This is a genomic window from Aliiglaciecola sp. SL4 (assembly GCF_041538045.1).
Lineage (GTDB): Bacteria > Pseudomonadota > Gammaproteobacteria > Enterobacterales > Alteromonadaceae > Aliiglaciecola.
The window spans coordinates 416,168-432,057 of sequence record NZ_JBGOSE010000001.1 but is presented as its reverse complement, the minus strand read 5'-3'; the positions used below and the strand labels follow the sequence as shown (position 1 = coordinate 432,057).

Annotated in this window: 15 protein-coding genes; 4 read left to right on the top strand and 11 right to left on the bottom strand. The window is 40.5% G+C overall.

Annotated features, from left to right (window positions below; all coding sequences use genetic code 11):
- Positions 1–36: 36 nt before the first annotated feature.
- The 6 genes from fadD to AB6T38_RS01955 form a co-directional block, all read right to left on the bottom strand.
- On the bottom strand, positions 37–1,689 hold the full coding sequence (fadD, locus tag AB6T38_RS01980) for a long-chain-fatty-acid--CoA ligase FadD (protein WP_372545636.1): 1,653 nt from the start codon (positions 1,687–1,689) through the stop codon (positions 37–39).
- A gap of 104 nt (positions 1,690–1,793) precedes the next feature.
- A complete protein-coding gene (locus tag AB6T38_RS01975) occupies positions 1,794–2,639 on the bottom strand; it encodes an alpha/beta fold hydrolase (protein WP_372545635.1) in 846 nt (281 codons plus the stop codon).
- Positions 2,640–2,782: 143 nt separating this feature from the next.
- The gene (locus AB6T38_RS01970; RefSeq protein WP_372545634.1) at positions 2,783–3,424 is read right to left on the bottom strand and encodes a Slp family lipoprotein; all 642 of its coding nucleotides are present in this window, start codon (positions 3,422–3,424) and stop codon (positions 2,783–2,785) included.
- A 313-nt stretch (positions 3,425–3,737) separates the two neighbouring features.
- Entirely contained in the window at positions 3,738–4,058 is a 321-nt protein-coding gene (locus AB6T38_RS01965; protein ID WP_372545632.1) for a hypothetical protein, read from the bottom strand.
- Between the two features lie 122 nt (positions 4,059–4,180).
- Positions 4,181–4,864, bottom strand: a complete 684-nt coding sequence (tsaB, locus tag AB6T38_RS01960) for a tRNA (adenosine(37)-N6)-threonylcarbamoyltransferase complex dimerization subunit type 1 TsaB (protein WP_372545630.1) — start codon at positions 4,862–4,864, stop codon at positions 4,181–4,183.
- 4 nt (positions 4,865–4,868) lie between these two features.
- Complete coding sequence (locus AB6T38_RS01955; protein WP_372545628.1) at positions 4,869–6,797, bottom strand: ATP-dependent DNA helicase; 1,929 nt, start codon at positions 6,795–6,797, stop codon at positions 4,869–4,871.
- Positions 6,798–7,242: 445 nt separating this feature from the next.
- On the opposite strand from AB6T38_RS01955, the gene AB6T38_RS01950 reads away from it, so the two are divergent.
- Together AB6T38_RS01950 and AB6T38_RS01945 are read left to right on the top strand one after the other, a co-directional pair.
- The gene (locus AB6T38_RS01950) at positions 7,243–7,416 is read left to right on the top strand and encodes a hypothetical protein (RefSeq protein WP_348492656.1); all 174 of its coding nucleotides are present in this window, start codon (positions 7,243–7,245) and stop codon (positions 7,414–7,416) included.
- Between the two features lie 20 nt (positions 7,417–7,436).
- Complete coding sequence (locus AB6T38_RS01945) at positions 7,437–7,805, top strand: hypothetical protein (RefSeq protein WP_372545627.1); 369 nt, start codon at positions 7,437–7,439, stop codon at positions 7,803–7,805.
- A 398-nt stretch (positions 7,806–8,203) separates the two neighbouring features.
- On the opposite strand, the gene AB6T38_RS01940 is transcribed toward AB6T38_RS01945, so the two are convergent.
- A complete protein-coding gene (locus tag AB6T38_RS01940) occupies positions 8,204–9,757 on the bottom strand; it encodes an amidase (protein WP_372545626.1) in 1,554 nt (517 codons plus the stop codon).
- Between the two features lie 588 nt (positions 9,758–10,345).
- On the opposite strand from AB6T38_RS01940, the gene AB6T38_RS01935 reads away from it, so the two are divergent.
- Together AB6T38_RS01935 and AB6T38_RS01930 are read left to right on the top strand one after the other, a co-directional pair.
- Positions 10,346–11,245: an alpha/beta fold hydrolase gene (locus AB6T38_RS01935; RefSeq protein ID WP_372545625.1), complete on the top strand. Its 900-nt coding sequence runs from the start codon at positions 10,346–10,348 to the stop codon at positions 11,243–11,245.
- A gap of 2 nt (positions 11,246–11,247) precedes the next feature.
- Positions 11,248–12,384 (top strand): RNA polymerase sigma factor, encoded by a 1,137-nt coding sequence (locus tag AB6T38_RS01930; protein ID WP_372545624.1) that lies wholly within the window; start codon positions 11,248–11,250, stop codon positions 12,382–12,384.
- Between the two features lie 109 nt (positions 12,385–12,493).
- Here the strand turns inward: AB6T38_RS01930 and AB6T38_RS01925 are convergent, their stop codons facing one another.
- The 4 genes from AB6T38_RS01925 to AB6T38_RS01910 are packed head-to-tail and all read right to left on the bottom strand — an operon-like array spanning position 12,494 to position 15,679.
- Positions 12,494–12,925 (bottom strand): DUF3859 domain-containing protein, encoded by a 432-nt coding sequence (locus tag AB6T38_RS01925; protein ID WP_372545622.1) that lies wholly within the window; start codon positions 12,923–12,925, stop codon positions 12,494–12,496.
- 42 nt (positions 12,926–12,967) lie between these two features.
- Positions 12,968–13,531, bottom strand: a complete 564-nt coding sequence (locus AB6T38_RS01920) for an isochorismatase family protein (protein ID WP_348492662.1) — start codon at positions 13,529–13,531, stop codon at positions 12,968–12,970.
- Positions 13,521–14,819, bottom strand: coding sequence for an alpha-amylase family glycosyl hydrolase (locus tag AB6T38_RS01915; protein WP_372545621.1), 1,299 nt, complete (start codon positions 14,817–14,819; stop codon positions 13,521–13,523). The genes AB6T38_RS01920 and AB6T38_RS01915 overlap by 11 nt, the downstream gene beginning before the upstream one ends.
- A gap of 32 nt (positions 14,820–14,851) precedes the next feature.
- A complete protein-coding gene (locus tag AB6T38_RS01910; protein ID WP_372545619.1) occupies positions 14,852–15,679 on the bottom strand; it encodes a formate dehydrogenase accessory sulfurtransferase FdhD in 828 nt (275 codons plus the stop codon).
- Positions 15,680–15,890 lie beyond the last annotated feature (211 nt).

Genomic DNA, 15,890 nt, shown 5'->3' with positions numbered 1-15,890 from the left:
TTGAATTAAATGAAATACGAGAAGATTTCGTTTAAGTTAATCGCGCAACTCTTTGCGGAGTATCTTACCAACATTTGTCTTGGGAAGCTCGTCTCTAAATTCAACAAATTTTGGCACTTTGTATCCAGTTAAATTTTTACGGCAATGAGCGATCAGTGCTTTTTCAGTCAATTCGTCTGAATTACGTACAACAAAGAGTTTAACTGCTTCACCAGATGACTCACTTGGCACACCAACTGCCGCGACTTCCACCACTTGCTCGTGCATAGCCGCAACTTCTTCAATCTCATTTGGGAATACGTTAAACCCGGACACTAGAATCATATCTTTCTTTCTATCGACGATATAAAAGTAACCTTGCTCGTCAACAGTCGCAATATCACCTGTTAATAGCCAGCCATCTTTAATAACGTCTTCGGTTGCCTCAGGACGGTTTAAATAACCTTTCATTACTTGTGGACCTTTGACGTACATCTCTCCTGGTTGGCCCATAGGTACTTCGTTGCCATCATCGTCACATAATTTTATATCGGTGGAAGAAACAGGCATGCCGATAGACCCCTTGTAACTCTTGAGTTGTGGAGGGTTAACACTCACCACTGGGCTACATTCGGTTAAACCATACCCTTCTAGCAGGACTTTGCCGGTTACTTTTTCCCATTTTTCAGCTACGGGACGTTGCACCGCCATACCGCCACCTAAAGCAAATTTTAAGCCTGAAAAATCGAGATCATTAAACTCTGGTGTATTGAGCAGTCCATTAAATAAGGTATTCACACCAGTAATCACCGTCCAGTGATGTTCTGACATTTCTTTTACAAAGCCTTTCATGTCTCGAGGGTTGGTTATCAACAAACTTGGGCAACCAAACTTTACGAAGGTCAGACAATTGGCTTGCAACGCAAAGATATGGTAGAGCGGTAAAGCAGTGACCACCAACTCTTTTCCTGGTTCGATTACCGTTTCTAGCACAGACGAAATTTGCTCTAAATTGGCCACCATATTGCGATGCGTCAGCATAGCTCCTTTTGATACACCTGTGGTACCACCGGTGTATTGTAAAAAAGCAATGTCATCATTGTTTATTTCAGGTCTGGTATAGGTTAAAGAAGCGCCTTTTTTAATTGCAGAAGTGAAGTTTTCAGTATTGGCAATGGAGAACTTTGGCACCATCTTTTTAATGTACTTTACTGCAAAATTCATTACCCAACGCTTGGGTGCTGGGAACATATCAGCGACTTGCGTCAGCAATACTTTTTGAACATTCGTTTGCTCAATGACTTGCGCTAACGTAGATGCAAAGTTTTCAATAATAACAATGGCTTTAGTATTGGAGTCGTTTAATTGGTGTTGTAACTCTCGAGCGGTATATAGAGGATTTACATTGACCACTGTCAATCCTGCTCGCAATATGCCGAACAATGCCACTGGGTATTGAATAATATTCGGCATCATAATGGCAACGGGGTCACCTTTTTGTAATCCTTGTCCTTGCAGATAAGCAGCAAATTGAGCAGATAACTTATCTAGCTCTGCAAACGTAATACTATGACCCATATTGATGAACGCAGTTTTTTTAGCGTAAGTCGAGACAGACTGTTCAAATATATCGACTATTGAAGAATAACGCTCTGGGTCTATTTCTGCAGGAATTTTAGGGTCGTAGTGCTCTAACCAAATTTTGTCCATTGTGCCTCCAGGGCTTATGCTTCTCGATACAATTACATGATCTTAACGAATGAACATTAAAATTAATACAGGTAAGACCTGATTGTTGCCTAATTTTATTGATTTTATGGATTAGACGCTAAAAAGTTAAGCAGTTTTGTGGCTATCTCCTCCGGATAGTCCATATGTAAGTGGTGTCCCCCTTCACAAGTCACATGACTAAGGTTCGCCACCCATTCAAGTCTCTCTTGCACTTTTTCACGCATAACTTCATATCCTGAGGTTCCCATAATTGCCAGTGTGGGGGCTTGAATATTTTGCATAAAGTGCTTGGCTTGTTCATCCGTCAAGCGAACAGAGGAGAGTGTACGAAGTCGTCTATCGGTGCGAAAACGAAGCTCACCATTTTGTTCCAGTAAATTTCGATTCACTAATAGGGTCGCGGCCTCTTCCGTTAGATCTCCTGCTAAAGCTCTAGCTTTCACGACAGAATCATAACTTTTCGGATGTTTTGCTTCCCTAGCTTGCAGTTCCATACGACTCTCTATGGCTTCACGCATTTGCAATGGACTAGTTTGCGCATCTTTTGACATGGGACCAAAAGATTCAATGGTAATAAAGTGAGACACAAATTCAGGAAAACTACTGGCATACATAGAACCGACAATTCCGCCCATTGAGTGCCCCAGCAAAATAAAATTCTTATACCCTTGGCTCAATACAAACTCGTGTAAGTCATGAACAAAATCAATTTGATGATAATGAGCATCAGCACTGCGGTGACTGGATAGCCCATGGCCAGCAAAATCAATAGCAACCAAGTGGTAATCATGCAAATATTTAGATAAAGGGATGAAACTCGCCGCGTTATCTAACCAACCATGTAAAGCAATAATTAAGGGTTTATCGGTGTGTCCATTTGCGAGTCCTGCTAACTCAAGATTAGGCAAAGAAAACCTGAAATCATGCATTTTAGTGTCCTATTAAGCATTTCGTGAAAAACAAAAAAGCGGCAATTACATGCCGCTTTTTAACACTTTATTGCCAAGACCGGAAATTATCCGCCGTGATACACCGTTATCTTTATTACTTATAATTAGAATAAAATCAGAATTTAAGGCTCTTTATCTGTAGTTCTGCCCCTGTTATTTCGCAACCGTGGTGTGCTATTTGGTTGTATCGTCCTACTTGGCGTTGAAGCACCGCCAGAAGGACTATCACTGGTGCGACGGATAATAACCCGTTGGTGATAAGGTCGATATGGCCATCCCCAGTAGTTCCCATAGGGCCACATGCTTATGCTATTCACATTTACCTGTTCTAACTCTTTCCAAAGATGGTATCCACTTGATTGAATAGTAGGAAACATAAATTTATGTTCACCCACCATACCTTCTTCTGACCCCATAACTGTTCCTGTAAAGGTGATTGAACGACCTTTTTCAAACACGACAGGATCGATAAAACCGTCGATATAAACTCTGAAACGACCCATACTTTGATTTGAGATAGAAGGTCGACCATAGGAGCGCAATGGAAAGTCCACCACTTCAACCATAGTAGCATCCGGTAAGTTAGACACTTCAGCAATAACTCCTCCCCAACGAACTAGTTTTCCAATATTGCTTTCGGGGTTGTTGGTAACTTGCTGGTATTCGAGTAAAGTCGCCCCCTCTTCTACCTGAATACTTTCAGGTATGATAGAACAACCCGCCATCAGTACAACTGAAAGAAACACCGTGATTTTCGCTAACATGAGAATCCCCTTTACCGCTTGATTTAGCTTACTTAATTTAATATATACGGGCGTGAATAGATTCTGGATTTATGATCTACTCGAGTTTAAACCACAAAAACAATGGCTCTTACACTCCATCCCATAATCAAATAGATAGATGTTTATAGTAACATCGAATTATAGTAACACCCCATTCTCGCAATTCGTTTAAAATTTGGATGAATCAACGTTATTTCAGGATATAAAAGCCCTAAACATTACCAATCACCATAACAAATCAGCGAAAAATATTACACCGAATATTGTTTTGATGGGGTTCAAAAGTTAGAAATTAAACGAAGGTATCAATACCTAAGAGTGATTGAATTTCACTACGTTGATTTTCTTTGGCCAGCGATTGGTAGGCATCGATGGCCTGGCGAGCACTAAAATCTTGAGGTTGTGATGAACCACTTTTTTGTTGACTAAAACTTTCAGCTTGGGCAAATGCTTCGGGGGAATTTTGACGCGCAACAACCTGCTGACGTGGCAACTCAGTGTCACGTCTTTGCTGTTTCTGCTCTTGTGCTTCCGCTTGTTTTTGCGGTTCACGGGCAGTGGGTGTTATGGTCAGTTGGTTTTGCGCAGCAACCAACGAAGATTTAATTTCCACTTAGTTAAACTCTTGCATCCTTTTTATCTGTCAAACCATTTTAAACTGCAATTATCATGCACAAGAGGCGTCCTTATTCAAAAAAAGAAAAAGGGCTCTTTAAACCAATCTAGTTAATATAACTATTCCCTACCCGGCAGCTTTTTCCATGTGACTTTGTCTCGCAAATAAACCGGTTGAATATTCTCTACGTCACTCACATTGTCTTGCCCAATTGCCTCTATCGCTAACGGTATCATAGCTGCACTACTTGGATATAAAATGGATGGCTGTCCAGCTTGTGCTACAACGTTTTCGAATGCCTTATAAGCAGTCCAACCTGTTCCGCATAAAACGTCCGGTTTATCCGTTAGTAGCTCAAGCACCGCATCAGGTCCAAGTACTTGCTCTTCCCCAAGCAAACAGGCCAGATTATTCTCATTACGATAAAGCGCGAAATATACTTCATCCATTCGCGCATCTATGGCGACTGCAATTAAAGTCGCCTGAGTCTCATCAATTGCTTGCTGTGCCATGGTGGCTAAGGTAGAAATCCCAACGACAGGCTTTTCAGTGCCCAATGCCAAACCTTGAATAATCCCTGTCGAAATGCGCACGCCTGTGAAACTGCCAGGACCACGTCCAAACACCAGATAATCAATTGTGGCCAGGGTTTGCTCGTTGCGCTCTAGTAGCTGTTCAACCATGGGCAATAGTTTTTGACTATGTTGTTGCGGACACACTTCAAATATTGAATCCGTTTTTTGTTCTACAGAAATCGCCGCCGAACAGGCTTCAGTGGCTGTATCTATCGCAAGTATTTTCATTAATTCAAAGGCCTTCAGAGGAATTTAATTCAGTTAAAAAATCTACCGCTACCGACAGGTCTCGGGTACGCTTCATGGGCGGTAAACTAGCTAAAAATGTTTTCGCATAATCTTTGGTTATTAGTCGATTATCGCAGATCACCAACACCCCTTTGTCTTCTTCATCACGAATGAGTCGCCCCGCTCCTTGCTTAAGGGAAATAACCGCTTGAGGTATCTGTATTTGAGCGAACGGGTTCGCTCCAGATTTTCGACAATCTTCAATACGCGCTTGCAAAAGTGGATCATCTGGTGCGGCGAACGGGAGTTTATCGATCATTACGCAGGTTAAATCATCACCACGGACGTCAACCCCTTCCCAAAATGCCCCAGTGCCTAATAACGCCGCTTGTTTATTGCTGACATATTCATCCAATAACGCACGTTTAGTGGTCGTGCCTTGCACTAGAATTGGGTTATCAATATGTTCGGGTAAACTTTCGGCAATAATTTTCAGCATTGCATGGGATGTAAACAGCAAGAAACAGCGTCCCTTACTTGCCTTAATAAGCGTAATGGCAACTTCCAGTAAATGCTGTCGCATTTCCCAACTGCTAGGTTCAGGTAAATAGCGAGGTACACATAATACCGCTTGCTGTTGATAATCGAAGGGACTATCCAAGGCCAATGTTTTGGCAGTATCTAAACCCATTAAACGCTGGAAATGAGCAAAGCCGCCATCAACCATCAAGGTAGCAGAGGTAAAAATCCAACTTCGTTTTGGTTCTTCAATAAAGGCAGCAAAACGTTTAGCAATGCTCAGCGGCGTTAAATGCAAAACAATGTGCTTCGGCGTTGTTTCGTACCACAAACTCACACCTTTTTGATTAACATCGTTTAAAACCGCCAGCTTCGCTTTGGCGTGTGTCACCCTTTCGAAAAGAGTATCCAGTTCTTTCTCTCGACCTAAGTGGATTTTTATGACTTCATAAAGCACCGTTAGCGACTCGTCTAACTTACTAATTTGAACTTCAACCTCAGGCCGTTTCAGCATTTGTCGCCAATTGCCTCGTTCAGGGGTAACCGGGAATAAAATCCGCAAGTCAGCAGCAATCAAACGACATTTTTCAGCAACTTTTACCAATTGTTCAGCGTCTTTGAGTTGCGTTCGTTTTATGATTTCAATGTCTCGGGCTAAGTCATGTATTTGTCGACTGGAAAGAGCTTCACCAAAATATTCACTAGCGATATCAGGTATTTGATGGGCTTCATCGAACACCACCACATCGGCTTCAGGAATAAGTTCTCCAAAGCCTGTGTCTTTGAGTGCCATATCAGCAAAAAATAAATGATGATTCACCACCACTATGTCCGCATCCATTGCTTTGTTGCGGGCTTTAACTAAATAACAATCTTCATAATCAGGACAATCTCGACCTAGACAATTATCAACGGTAGATGTAACTAGCGGTAAAACTCTGGCATTTTCTGCCAAAGACTTTAGCTCTCCCATATCCCCTGTGTTAGTAGTTGAGGCCCATTGCCTCACTTGGGTCAATTCGTCTAAGGTTGCCCGCTCTAAAAGCGTGCTATTACCACCATGTTGGCCTAATCGATGTAAACAAAGGTAATTTGAACGACCTTTAAGCAGCGCGGCTTGCCGATTACTGGCTAAGGCTTTTTTGAGTAAGGGTAAATCTCGATGAAATAACTGCTCTTGCAGGTTTTTTGTGCCTGTTGAGATTATGGCTTTTTTATTACTTATCATCGCTGGAGCCAAGTAAGCAAAGGTTTTACCCGTGCCTGTACCTGCCTCAACAATGAGTGGCACTTGATCGTCAATGCATTGCTCAATGGCTTCAGACATGGCAATTTGTGATGCGCGGGGACTAAATCCGGCAATTGCGGTAGACAATACCCCGTCTTCGGCAAACAACTCTGACGTTTTACTCATGCACTGTTTGCCTGTCTGTTACTGTCACAAATTAGTATCACTATTGTTATCCATTTATCGAAAATTACTCTCCAGCCTATGAGCGGGAGAAATTGGCGGTGAGTATGCCAAAAAAATCGAAATAATGTTAGCGGAAGATAATCTTTGCCGATGCTTTATGCAGCTCAATGGTTTAAAAAATTGCCCCAAAAAAGACAGTTCGCACCAAAGGTGTATTAAAAAACAGACAAATTTATGAAGCATAATTTACAGGACCATATAGAAACACAAAAATAGCGCTATAAAACAAACAGTTATAGTTTTGGCACAGAATAAGCAATGCTTAGAATATTATTTTATTCATCATAAAACAGTAAGATTTACTTGCTACCTTTCTGTTTTTATTGATGGAAACGACAGGTTTAAAACCAGTTGTTTCAAGTGGCACTTAGAAAGGAGTTCGATTATGTTATTCTGGTTAATCTTAGCGACTGTTGTCACCTTGATGGCAATTTTCAAACCTGCCGGCTTATCTGGTATGTTAATGTCAGCTATAATCTCTACGATATGCTACGTTGGTATCTTTTTATTTGTGACATTAACCTTTGCTCGATCACTTAAAAAAGAAACTGCACTTTAAAATGGACTAAAGGAAACACAATGAAAACAATCAATCAGAAAATTGTATTATCACTATTTATAGCTAGCTTAGGTCTTGCAGGCTGCTCAGAAGCCCAAAAAGAATCTACCAGCGAAACCAAAGCTGAAATGACTGAAGAAATGGAAGATATTAAGGAAGAAACTTCAGATTACTTGGATGACGCTAAAGATGAAGCCTCAGATATGATGGATGACGCTAGCGAAAAAGCTTCTGAGATGAAAGATGCTGCACAAGAAAAAGCCTCAGAAATGATGGAAGATGCCAGCGATGAAGTAGAAGAAATGAAAGAAGCAGGCGCTGATAAAATGAAAGAAGCGTGCATCAAAATGAAAGAAAAGACTGGTGGTGACGTTTCTGATTGTAACTAATTACAATTAGGTGTCTTTAAAATGAGACACTTTATGTCATTCTTAAAAAAGAGCGATTTATCGCTCTTTTTTATTTCCTAAATGTCACTAGTTTTTGCACAACATTAGGTTATCCCAAAGCCTTAGCTAATTTCACAGTGCGCCGTTATTCAATTCCGCCCCACTTCTCTGGCCAAGTTGAACAAATAGGAAATCACCCCTTCCTTGGTATTTTTGATTTTATGAACCATTAAAGCTTAACAAAATTATTCGAGTCGCTAATTTTAACCAGTTAAATGCGAACAACTCTAAAAAGATTTACCGTTTAAGTAGTTACCAAATGCACCTAACAACTGAACTGCAGAGTTTAGCGTTAATGATTAGTCAACGCTGCACATCAAATCATACAAAACGGCCGCTTAGTTCAACTCTGCGGGTTTTCTATGTAAAGTTCCCTGTTCATAGGCATAAATGAGCTTAATAAGCCTAGGTTCATCATACATTCGGCCGATAAATTGTAGCCCTGCGGGTAAGTTTTCCGAAGTGAATCCCATAGGTACGGTGAACGCTGGTTGGCCCGTGTGCGGGCTAATAACTTGACTATTATCACCTTTGTAATCTTCTTCAAAACGACGAATTAGGGCGGGTTTGTTATTCCAGGTTGGATAGATAAGCGCATCAAGTTTGTTTTGCTCCATCACCTCTTCAACGCCATGTCTAAATGCAATTCTACGGGCATCGTGATATGCATCTGAACACTCAATAGAGGGTGCACCATAACGCCCACTTATTCCAAGGTTAGCTTCCAGTCGCCCTTTAGCAAACTCCGATTTTGAGCCAACAGCAATGATATCTTCAAGGGTTTGCATCTTTTCATTTTTCACATAGGTAGCTAAAAACGCTTCCACATCATGCTGGAATTCCGCACACCATTGATTGGTTTTTAAATTGTCAAAGTTTGGGATATTAATGGGATTGATCACAGTGGCCCCAAGCGTTGTTAGATCTTCAATAGACTGTTGAAATAAAGTAGAAATTTCCGGATCAGGATGGTTATCGCTGAGCTGATTTAAGACACCGATACGAGCCCCTTTTAATCCATCTTCAACTAAATATGACAGATAAGATTTTGGAATTTTACCTTCAGCGTTAGCCGTGATGGGATCATTTTCATCGTAGCCAGCAATCACATCCAAAACCCGAACGGCATCTTCGGTTGTTCTTGCCATCGGCCCAACCACATCATTGCGTAAAAACAAAGGCACTATGGCACTGCGTGACACTAAGCCTATAGTGGTTCTTAGCCCCACCAGCGCAGCATGGGAAGAAGGCCCGCGAATTGAGTTTCCGGTATCTGTACCTAGGCCTACAGTTGCAAAGTTCGCGGCGATGGCCGAGCTTGTTCCACCGCTGGAGCCCGCGGGGACATAATCTTGATTATAGGCATTACGAGTGATGCCTAGGGTGGAGCTCTCCGTGTGTTTGGGGCTGAAAGCCCATTCTGCCATATTGGTTTTAGCCAAAATTATCGCTCCTGCATCAACCAGTTTTTGAATAACAAAGGCGTTCTGTTCCGGAATGTAATCGGCTAATGCTAAAGAGCCTGCTGTGGTCGGTAAATTAGCCGTGTTGATATTATCTTTCACCAAAATGGGGATACCATGCAAAGGACGCAATTTTCCGGTTTCAGCAAACTCCTTATCTAATTTACTGGCAACCTCAAGGGCATTCTGATTGATCACACTGATAGCATTAACTCTATGATTATACTGTCCAATGCGCTTTAGGTAGGCCTTCACCAAGTCTTGGCTATTGTATTGATTCGTTTGGTAAGCAGTGTGAATTTTCGCAATGCTAAGCTCTGTAACATCAATATCTTTGGCTTGCTCTTGTTCTGGCTGACAGCCCTGTAAAATCGAAATGAAGGTGATTAGAACAATAAGTTTAGGGGTTGAAACAAATAATTTGATCATTCAATAGCCAATCAGTAAGAGTGGAATAGGTTGCCAATTTTATGTTTCAGAGAATGTTCGCTTTATGTTGAATCGCCAGTAAACGATGCATTTAATACCAACATATCTGAACATTCGAAGCCTAGGAACTAGACACGTCAAAAAGCATAAAGCACAACTTAACGCAATTCAATAGTGATAAAATATCCGGCAATCTAGCGCCACTTCCATAACAGCAAAAAATAATAATGTGGACAGGCACCTTTCAAAAAAACAATCTAGACAGTCACCATTCACTAGCTAATGACTTGAGTGCTCATAAAAAGAGACCCGCTTTCTCTTTGGCAAAATAATAAATAACCACACTGGTGTGAGTTAACCATGCTCATATTAAAAAAAGCTAATGCATGCCTGTCCATGATAAAAAATGTAAAAAGTCTTAGGGAATTCGTTTTCCTTTGGTGTCATAAATACGATTTCTGGAAGCCTAAGCAAAATTATTCCAATTAATTTAAAAAAGTTGTCACACTTTTCAAGCTCACCGTTACTTAGGTATGAAAAGCATAAAATATTTTATTTTTAATATGATTAATACAGGCTGAAATACTTATGACAACAAAAAATTTGGTTCGCTCAAAACGCCACTCAATGACAATAATCGCAGCGTTATTATGCTTATTGTGTTGCTCTAAATTACATGCATCAGAACACAATACGTTTAATGTAGAAGTAAAGGGACAAGGACAAGAGATCATTCTAATTCCTGGATTAATGTCCAACGCTAGTGTTTTTGATAGTGTCGTTAATGCCCTCTTACCTCAATATGAAGTTCACCTAATTTCAATAAAGGGGTTTGCAAACACTCCAGCAAGCGGCAATTTTAGCATCGCCAATTTAGTACAAGACTTAGTAAGCTATATTGATGAGAACGATTTACAAAAGCCAGATGTTATAGGTCACAGTTTGGGAGGATTAACAGGTTTTGTGCTTGCTAGTTATCATCAGGACAAAATAGGTAAACTGGTTTCAATAGATGGGTTACCATTTATAGGGCCTATTTTTACTCGTAACTCGTCAACAACTGCTGATATGATGCTAGCCCAAGCTAAAAATATCAAAACAATGTATGCCAACATGACCAGTGAACAATTAGCTGCGCAAACACAACAAGGGGTTTTTATACAAGCCACCTCATCTCAAGATCAAAACAGAATTGTCGAAATGGCTAAACAGTCAAATCCTGAGATAGTAGGCAATACCATGTATGATGTTTTGACCACCGATATGCGACAACCTCTAGCCCAGTCCAATACCAATATACTTATGCTTGGGGCCTCCGGGGGCTATTCTCAGCAAGCCCAGCAAAAAATGGTTAGTTCACTATACTCCCAACAATTTGAAAATGTAAAAAATGCAACCGGTGTAATGAATACAACCACACGCCACTTCATGTTTTTTGACGACGCCACTTGGGTCAATCAGCAAATTACACAGTTTTTAGGGGAATAGTGATGGAAAATTCAATTGCACAGTCAATGCCCTTAGCTCAAGAAGTATTACTTGCTCAAAAAGGAGATATGCAAGCATATGAACGCCTTATCAAGCAATATCAAAACTTAGTTACTTCTATTGCACTGGCCATCGTAAAAGATATAGATGACAGTGAAGAAATTGCCCAACAAGTGTTTGTGTCCCTGTGGCAAAATCTTAACCAGTTAAAAAACCCAAATAGCTTCTTGCCCTGGATAAGACAAAGTACAAGGTTTACTGCATATAACTTTCTGCGCGATAACAAAGTGAAAGAAAAAGTTGATTCAGCTCAAGCCAACCTTATTCTTGAACAGCTGGTTGATCCTAAAGAAGAAAGCGAAGAACAACTTTATCTTAATAATCAAAAATATGTTTTACGTCAGTTTATTGAAGAGCTCGCTTCTGATGAGCGTGAAATAGTGCTGCTTTATTATCGAGAAGAGCAGTCGAGTAAGCAGGTAGCCTCGTTACTCAACTTGAGTGAGGCTAATGTGCGTAAAAAACTTTCACGGGTTCGCCAAACATTAAAAACCAAGCTATTGAAAAATGCGAGTGCTTATATCTATAGTTCTGCCCCTGCATTAGGCTTTAGTGGATTAATATTATCGATGCTTGTTCCTTCAGCCCCCGCAGCAGCTGCAACGTTAACAACTACAGTAGGCTCGACGAGTAAAGCTGGCTCCAGCTTTTTCATGAAGTTATTCATGATTATAGGTGGCTCTTTACTAGGTGCTTTTTTAGCCGTCTTCAGCATAATTTGGTCATCTAATATAGCCATAAAAAGACTTGAAACACTACCACAGAAAGCAGTGTTTAAGCGCTATCGTAATGAAACCATTGCATGGGTAATTGCGTGGGGTTTTATCATTACGGCAGGATACGAGTTTACATCAGGATGGATGGGGCCGGTATTTACTTACCTCGGATTTTCAGTAGGTCTAGTTTTGTTGGTGATACGCAGTATGACATTGATGCATACACACGCCACAAATGCTTCTGGTAAAAAAGCCAATAAAGCAACAATGCTTATAAACTACTCTTGTTTGTTACTAGGTGTGGTGATTGGATTTTCTGGCTTGGTGATTGGATTGATTAACAATGGCCGTCTAGTAATATAATCTAATCCCTAGATAAGGATGTCAGGGTAAGCGTCTATATAGCACTATTGTGCGAGTAATCTATACACTTACCCTGATGGCCTATCTATAGAGTGAAATCAAAATAAAATCAATAACCTCGGTTTTTCCAGAATTGGATCTCGCCATCGGCGTACTCTTCCAAAACGGTGAAGGTTTTTTCCGCTACTATTTTGCCGTCACATTCGATTACCATGCGCCAGTCTCCTACTTTATCGTGGATGGGCGCCCACAAGGTATCCCCTAAGTAGAACTCCCAGTTGTTATTTCGAACATACACATCACCACTGAAGGGCTCCAAAACATTGCCCTTTTTATCCGGAATATTGGGGTGGTAAATAGTGTAATCTAACTTCAGCCCTTTGCCCTTTTTGACCTCTAAAATAAACCCGAACTCAACGTCTAAAGTCGCAGGAATTTTGGTGGTAAAGTTGCGAATCGAAGGCAATTCTTTACTTTTGCTATCCCACCCTTCATAAAGGCCAAAACTGGTCATTTCGAATTGCGCTTTAGATTTTGCCATTACTGCTAATCTCTTTCCTTCTATGGATGGGTTGCATATAAATTAGTGAGCTTTAAGCAAATTACTGACAGCTTTAAAATGCTCATGTTTAGCATCTTTTAACCACCCAAAAACCAGCATTTCCACCGATAGTAAATGACAACCGGCGGCGATTAATTGCTGTTTTGCTAATTCTCGATCAGATTCATAACGGGAAGCTGTTGCATCCCACGCAATGGTAACCTGATAGTTGGCGGCAAGGGCGTCAATTGCGGTTTGATATAAGCACACGTGGGATTCGGCACCTAATAACAACAAGTTTGGCTTAGCGGTGTCCGTTCTTATTTGATCTAGGTGACTCACAAGTTCAGCTTCGGCAAAAGCAGAGAATGCGGTTTTAGTAAAGTTACGTTGAACATAAGGCTGCAATAACTCGTGGGTTTCACCCAAGCCTTTAGGATACTGCTCTACCCCTGTTATTGGCATTTCAAATAATTGTGCAGTCTCCAACAATGTAATACAGCGGCGCAGCATAGCTTGGTTGTTGTGCATTGTAGAAAACAATTTTTGCTGTATATCGACCATTAATACTTGCGTTGTCTGTGGTTTGATATGTTCAATTAACATAAATTTGATACCCCCATGGTGTCATAGTTAGTTCCGAATCTGGTTTGATTTCTAAGCTTTTATTTTCGAAAAAAGAATCGTAATCACCTAAGCATAAACTGCCCTTAAGCGTCACTTGCAATGGCTGGTTGGAAAAATTAATAACCACCAAAACTTTACTGTTTTTATCTGATCTAACAAAACTAAATACTTGTTCAGGCGCAGAATTTGGTACCTGAATCATTCTTGCCCCCCATTGTGCGTTATACAAGGCTGAATGTGTTTTTTTAAGTTGGATTAAGCTTTGATATAAATCACCAATATGATGCTGCTGCCAATCAATTGGATCTTTTTCAAAGAACGCCAATCGTTTTGTTTCTCCAGCTTCTTGTCCATTGTGGATCAGTGGCATGCCCTCGCCAATCACCGACAACACAATAGCGGCTTCAAGGCCCTGTTGAAATTGCTCTAATTGAGTGCCGTCCCAAGCATTTTTATCGTGGTTACTCACAAATGTCATTCGATGGGCTTCAAAAGGATAGGATTTTTCATTCCACGAATAATATTTAAATAATTTACTAATGGGTAAACCATGACAAGTAATACCATGCAGGGTTTCATTCCAACTCCACGCATAGGTCATGTCAAAGGCATTTTGATGAAGATCTTTTGATTCCCATTCCGCCAACATGAATATGGGTTTGATACTGTCTAGATCTGCCCGTACATTTGCCCAAAAATCGTTAGGAATAAAACCCGCCACATCACATCTAAAGCCGTCAATATCTGCCACTTCAACCCAATAACGCATTGCTTTAGCAATATAGTTGCGCAACTCGGTATTGCTGTAATCAAAATCGATAACATCATCCCAGTCCCACCAAGGAGTCGGGGTAAAGTCGCCTTTGTAGTCCCGTGCATACCAGTCGGGATGATCTTCAACAAGGTGATTATCCCAAGCTGAATGGTTGCAAACCCAATCAATAATAACTTTAAAGCCAAATGAGTGAGCCGTTTTTACGAAGTCTTGAAAAGAGGCTAAATCACCAAATTCTGGATTCACCCCATAATAATCTTTCACCGCATAAGGGCTTCCCAATGAGCCTTTACGGTTTTTTTCGCCAATAGGATGTATTGGCATAATCCATAAAATATCGACACCTAAGGATTTTAAACGAGGAAAATGGGATTGAGCCGCATTGAAGGTGCCTAGCGAGGTGAATTGACGGATATTTACTTCGTATATGACCGCATTTTTCACCCATTCGGGAGTGTCGATTTGCACATAGCTTTTTGGAGTATGATCCATAAAATGAAATCCTTTCTACTTGACTAAACCCTTTAAATTAACTGACGTTCTCCATGATAGAGATTAAATTGAGAGTCTCTAATAAAGCCGATTAAAGCAATATCTAATTCCTTACACAAATCTATGGCTAAACTAGTAGGTGCGCCTACGGCAATAATCATACTAAAACCCGCTCTAGCCGATTTTTGTACCATCTCAAAACTTACCCTGCCACTTAGCAAAACAGCATATTGACCAGGTAATTGGGGCAAATATTTACCAATCAACTTATCCAGCGCATTATGTCTGCCAATATCTTCACTTGTAGCAACGACATCCCCGTATTGGTCTAGCAACCCAGCGCCATGAACGCCACCAGTTTTATCAAAAACAGTTTGTTGCTGACGTAATTTATTCGGTAATTCACAGATTAACTTTGCTGGAAAAGACACTCTATTTAGTTCTGCAATAGGAGACAAATTTTCGAGTAAACTTTCGATATTTTGTTGTCCGCATACACCGCAACTGGAAACAGATAATTGGTTAGCCTTGTATTTCGATAGATCAACCTGGGAGCCCGGTTTTACGGTTATTACAATTCGATTACTGTTATTTTGTTGCAGCTTTCCCTTGCCGGTATGCGCAATGCTGAATATATCGCTGACCGAGAGTAAATCAACGGAATGTAACCAGCCTTTAACCAAATTAATATCGTCACCGGGAGTACGCATGGTCGAGTGCAAATACAACATATCCGTTTGATTAGGAGATTTGTAATATTTAAGCCAAATTTCCAATGGCTGCTCATAGGCAATCCAATCAACGTTTTTGGTCGCTGAGTCTTGATAGCGGACTATATTATATTGAACCGATTTTTCCATAGCGCACTTTTGTTAGAGAACCTAATTACCAGAAAACCCATGTATAAATAATTGAGTTGATGCTACGAAAATATAACATCAGTTGGTTTAGCAATATACCACGATTGAGTGCCCTACCCCCAGCAACTAAAACCAAACTTTGCTATTTATCAGTTATCTACACCTTGGAAAAACACACATATTAGGCTAAAACATAATAAGACAATGACAG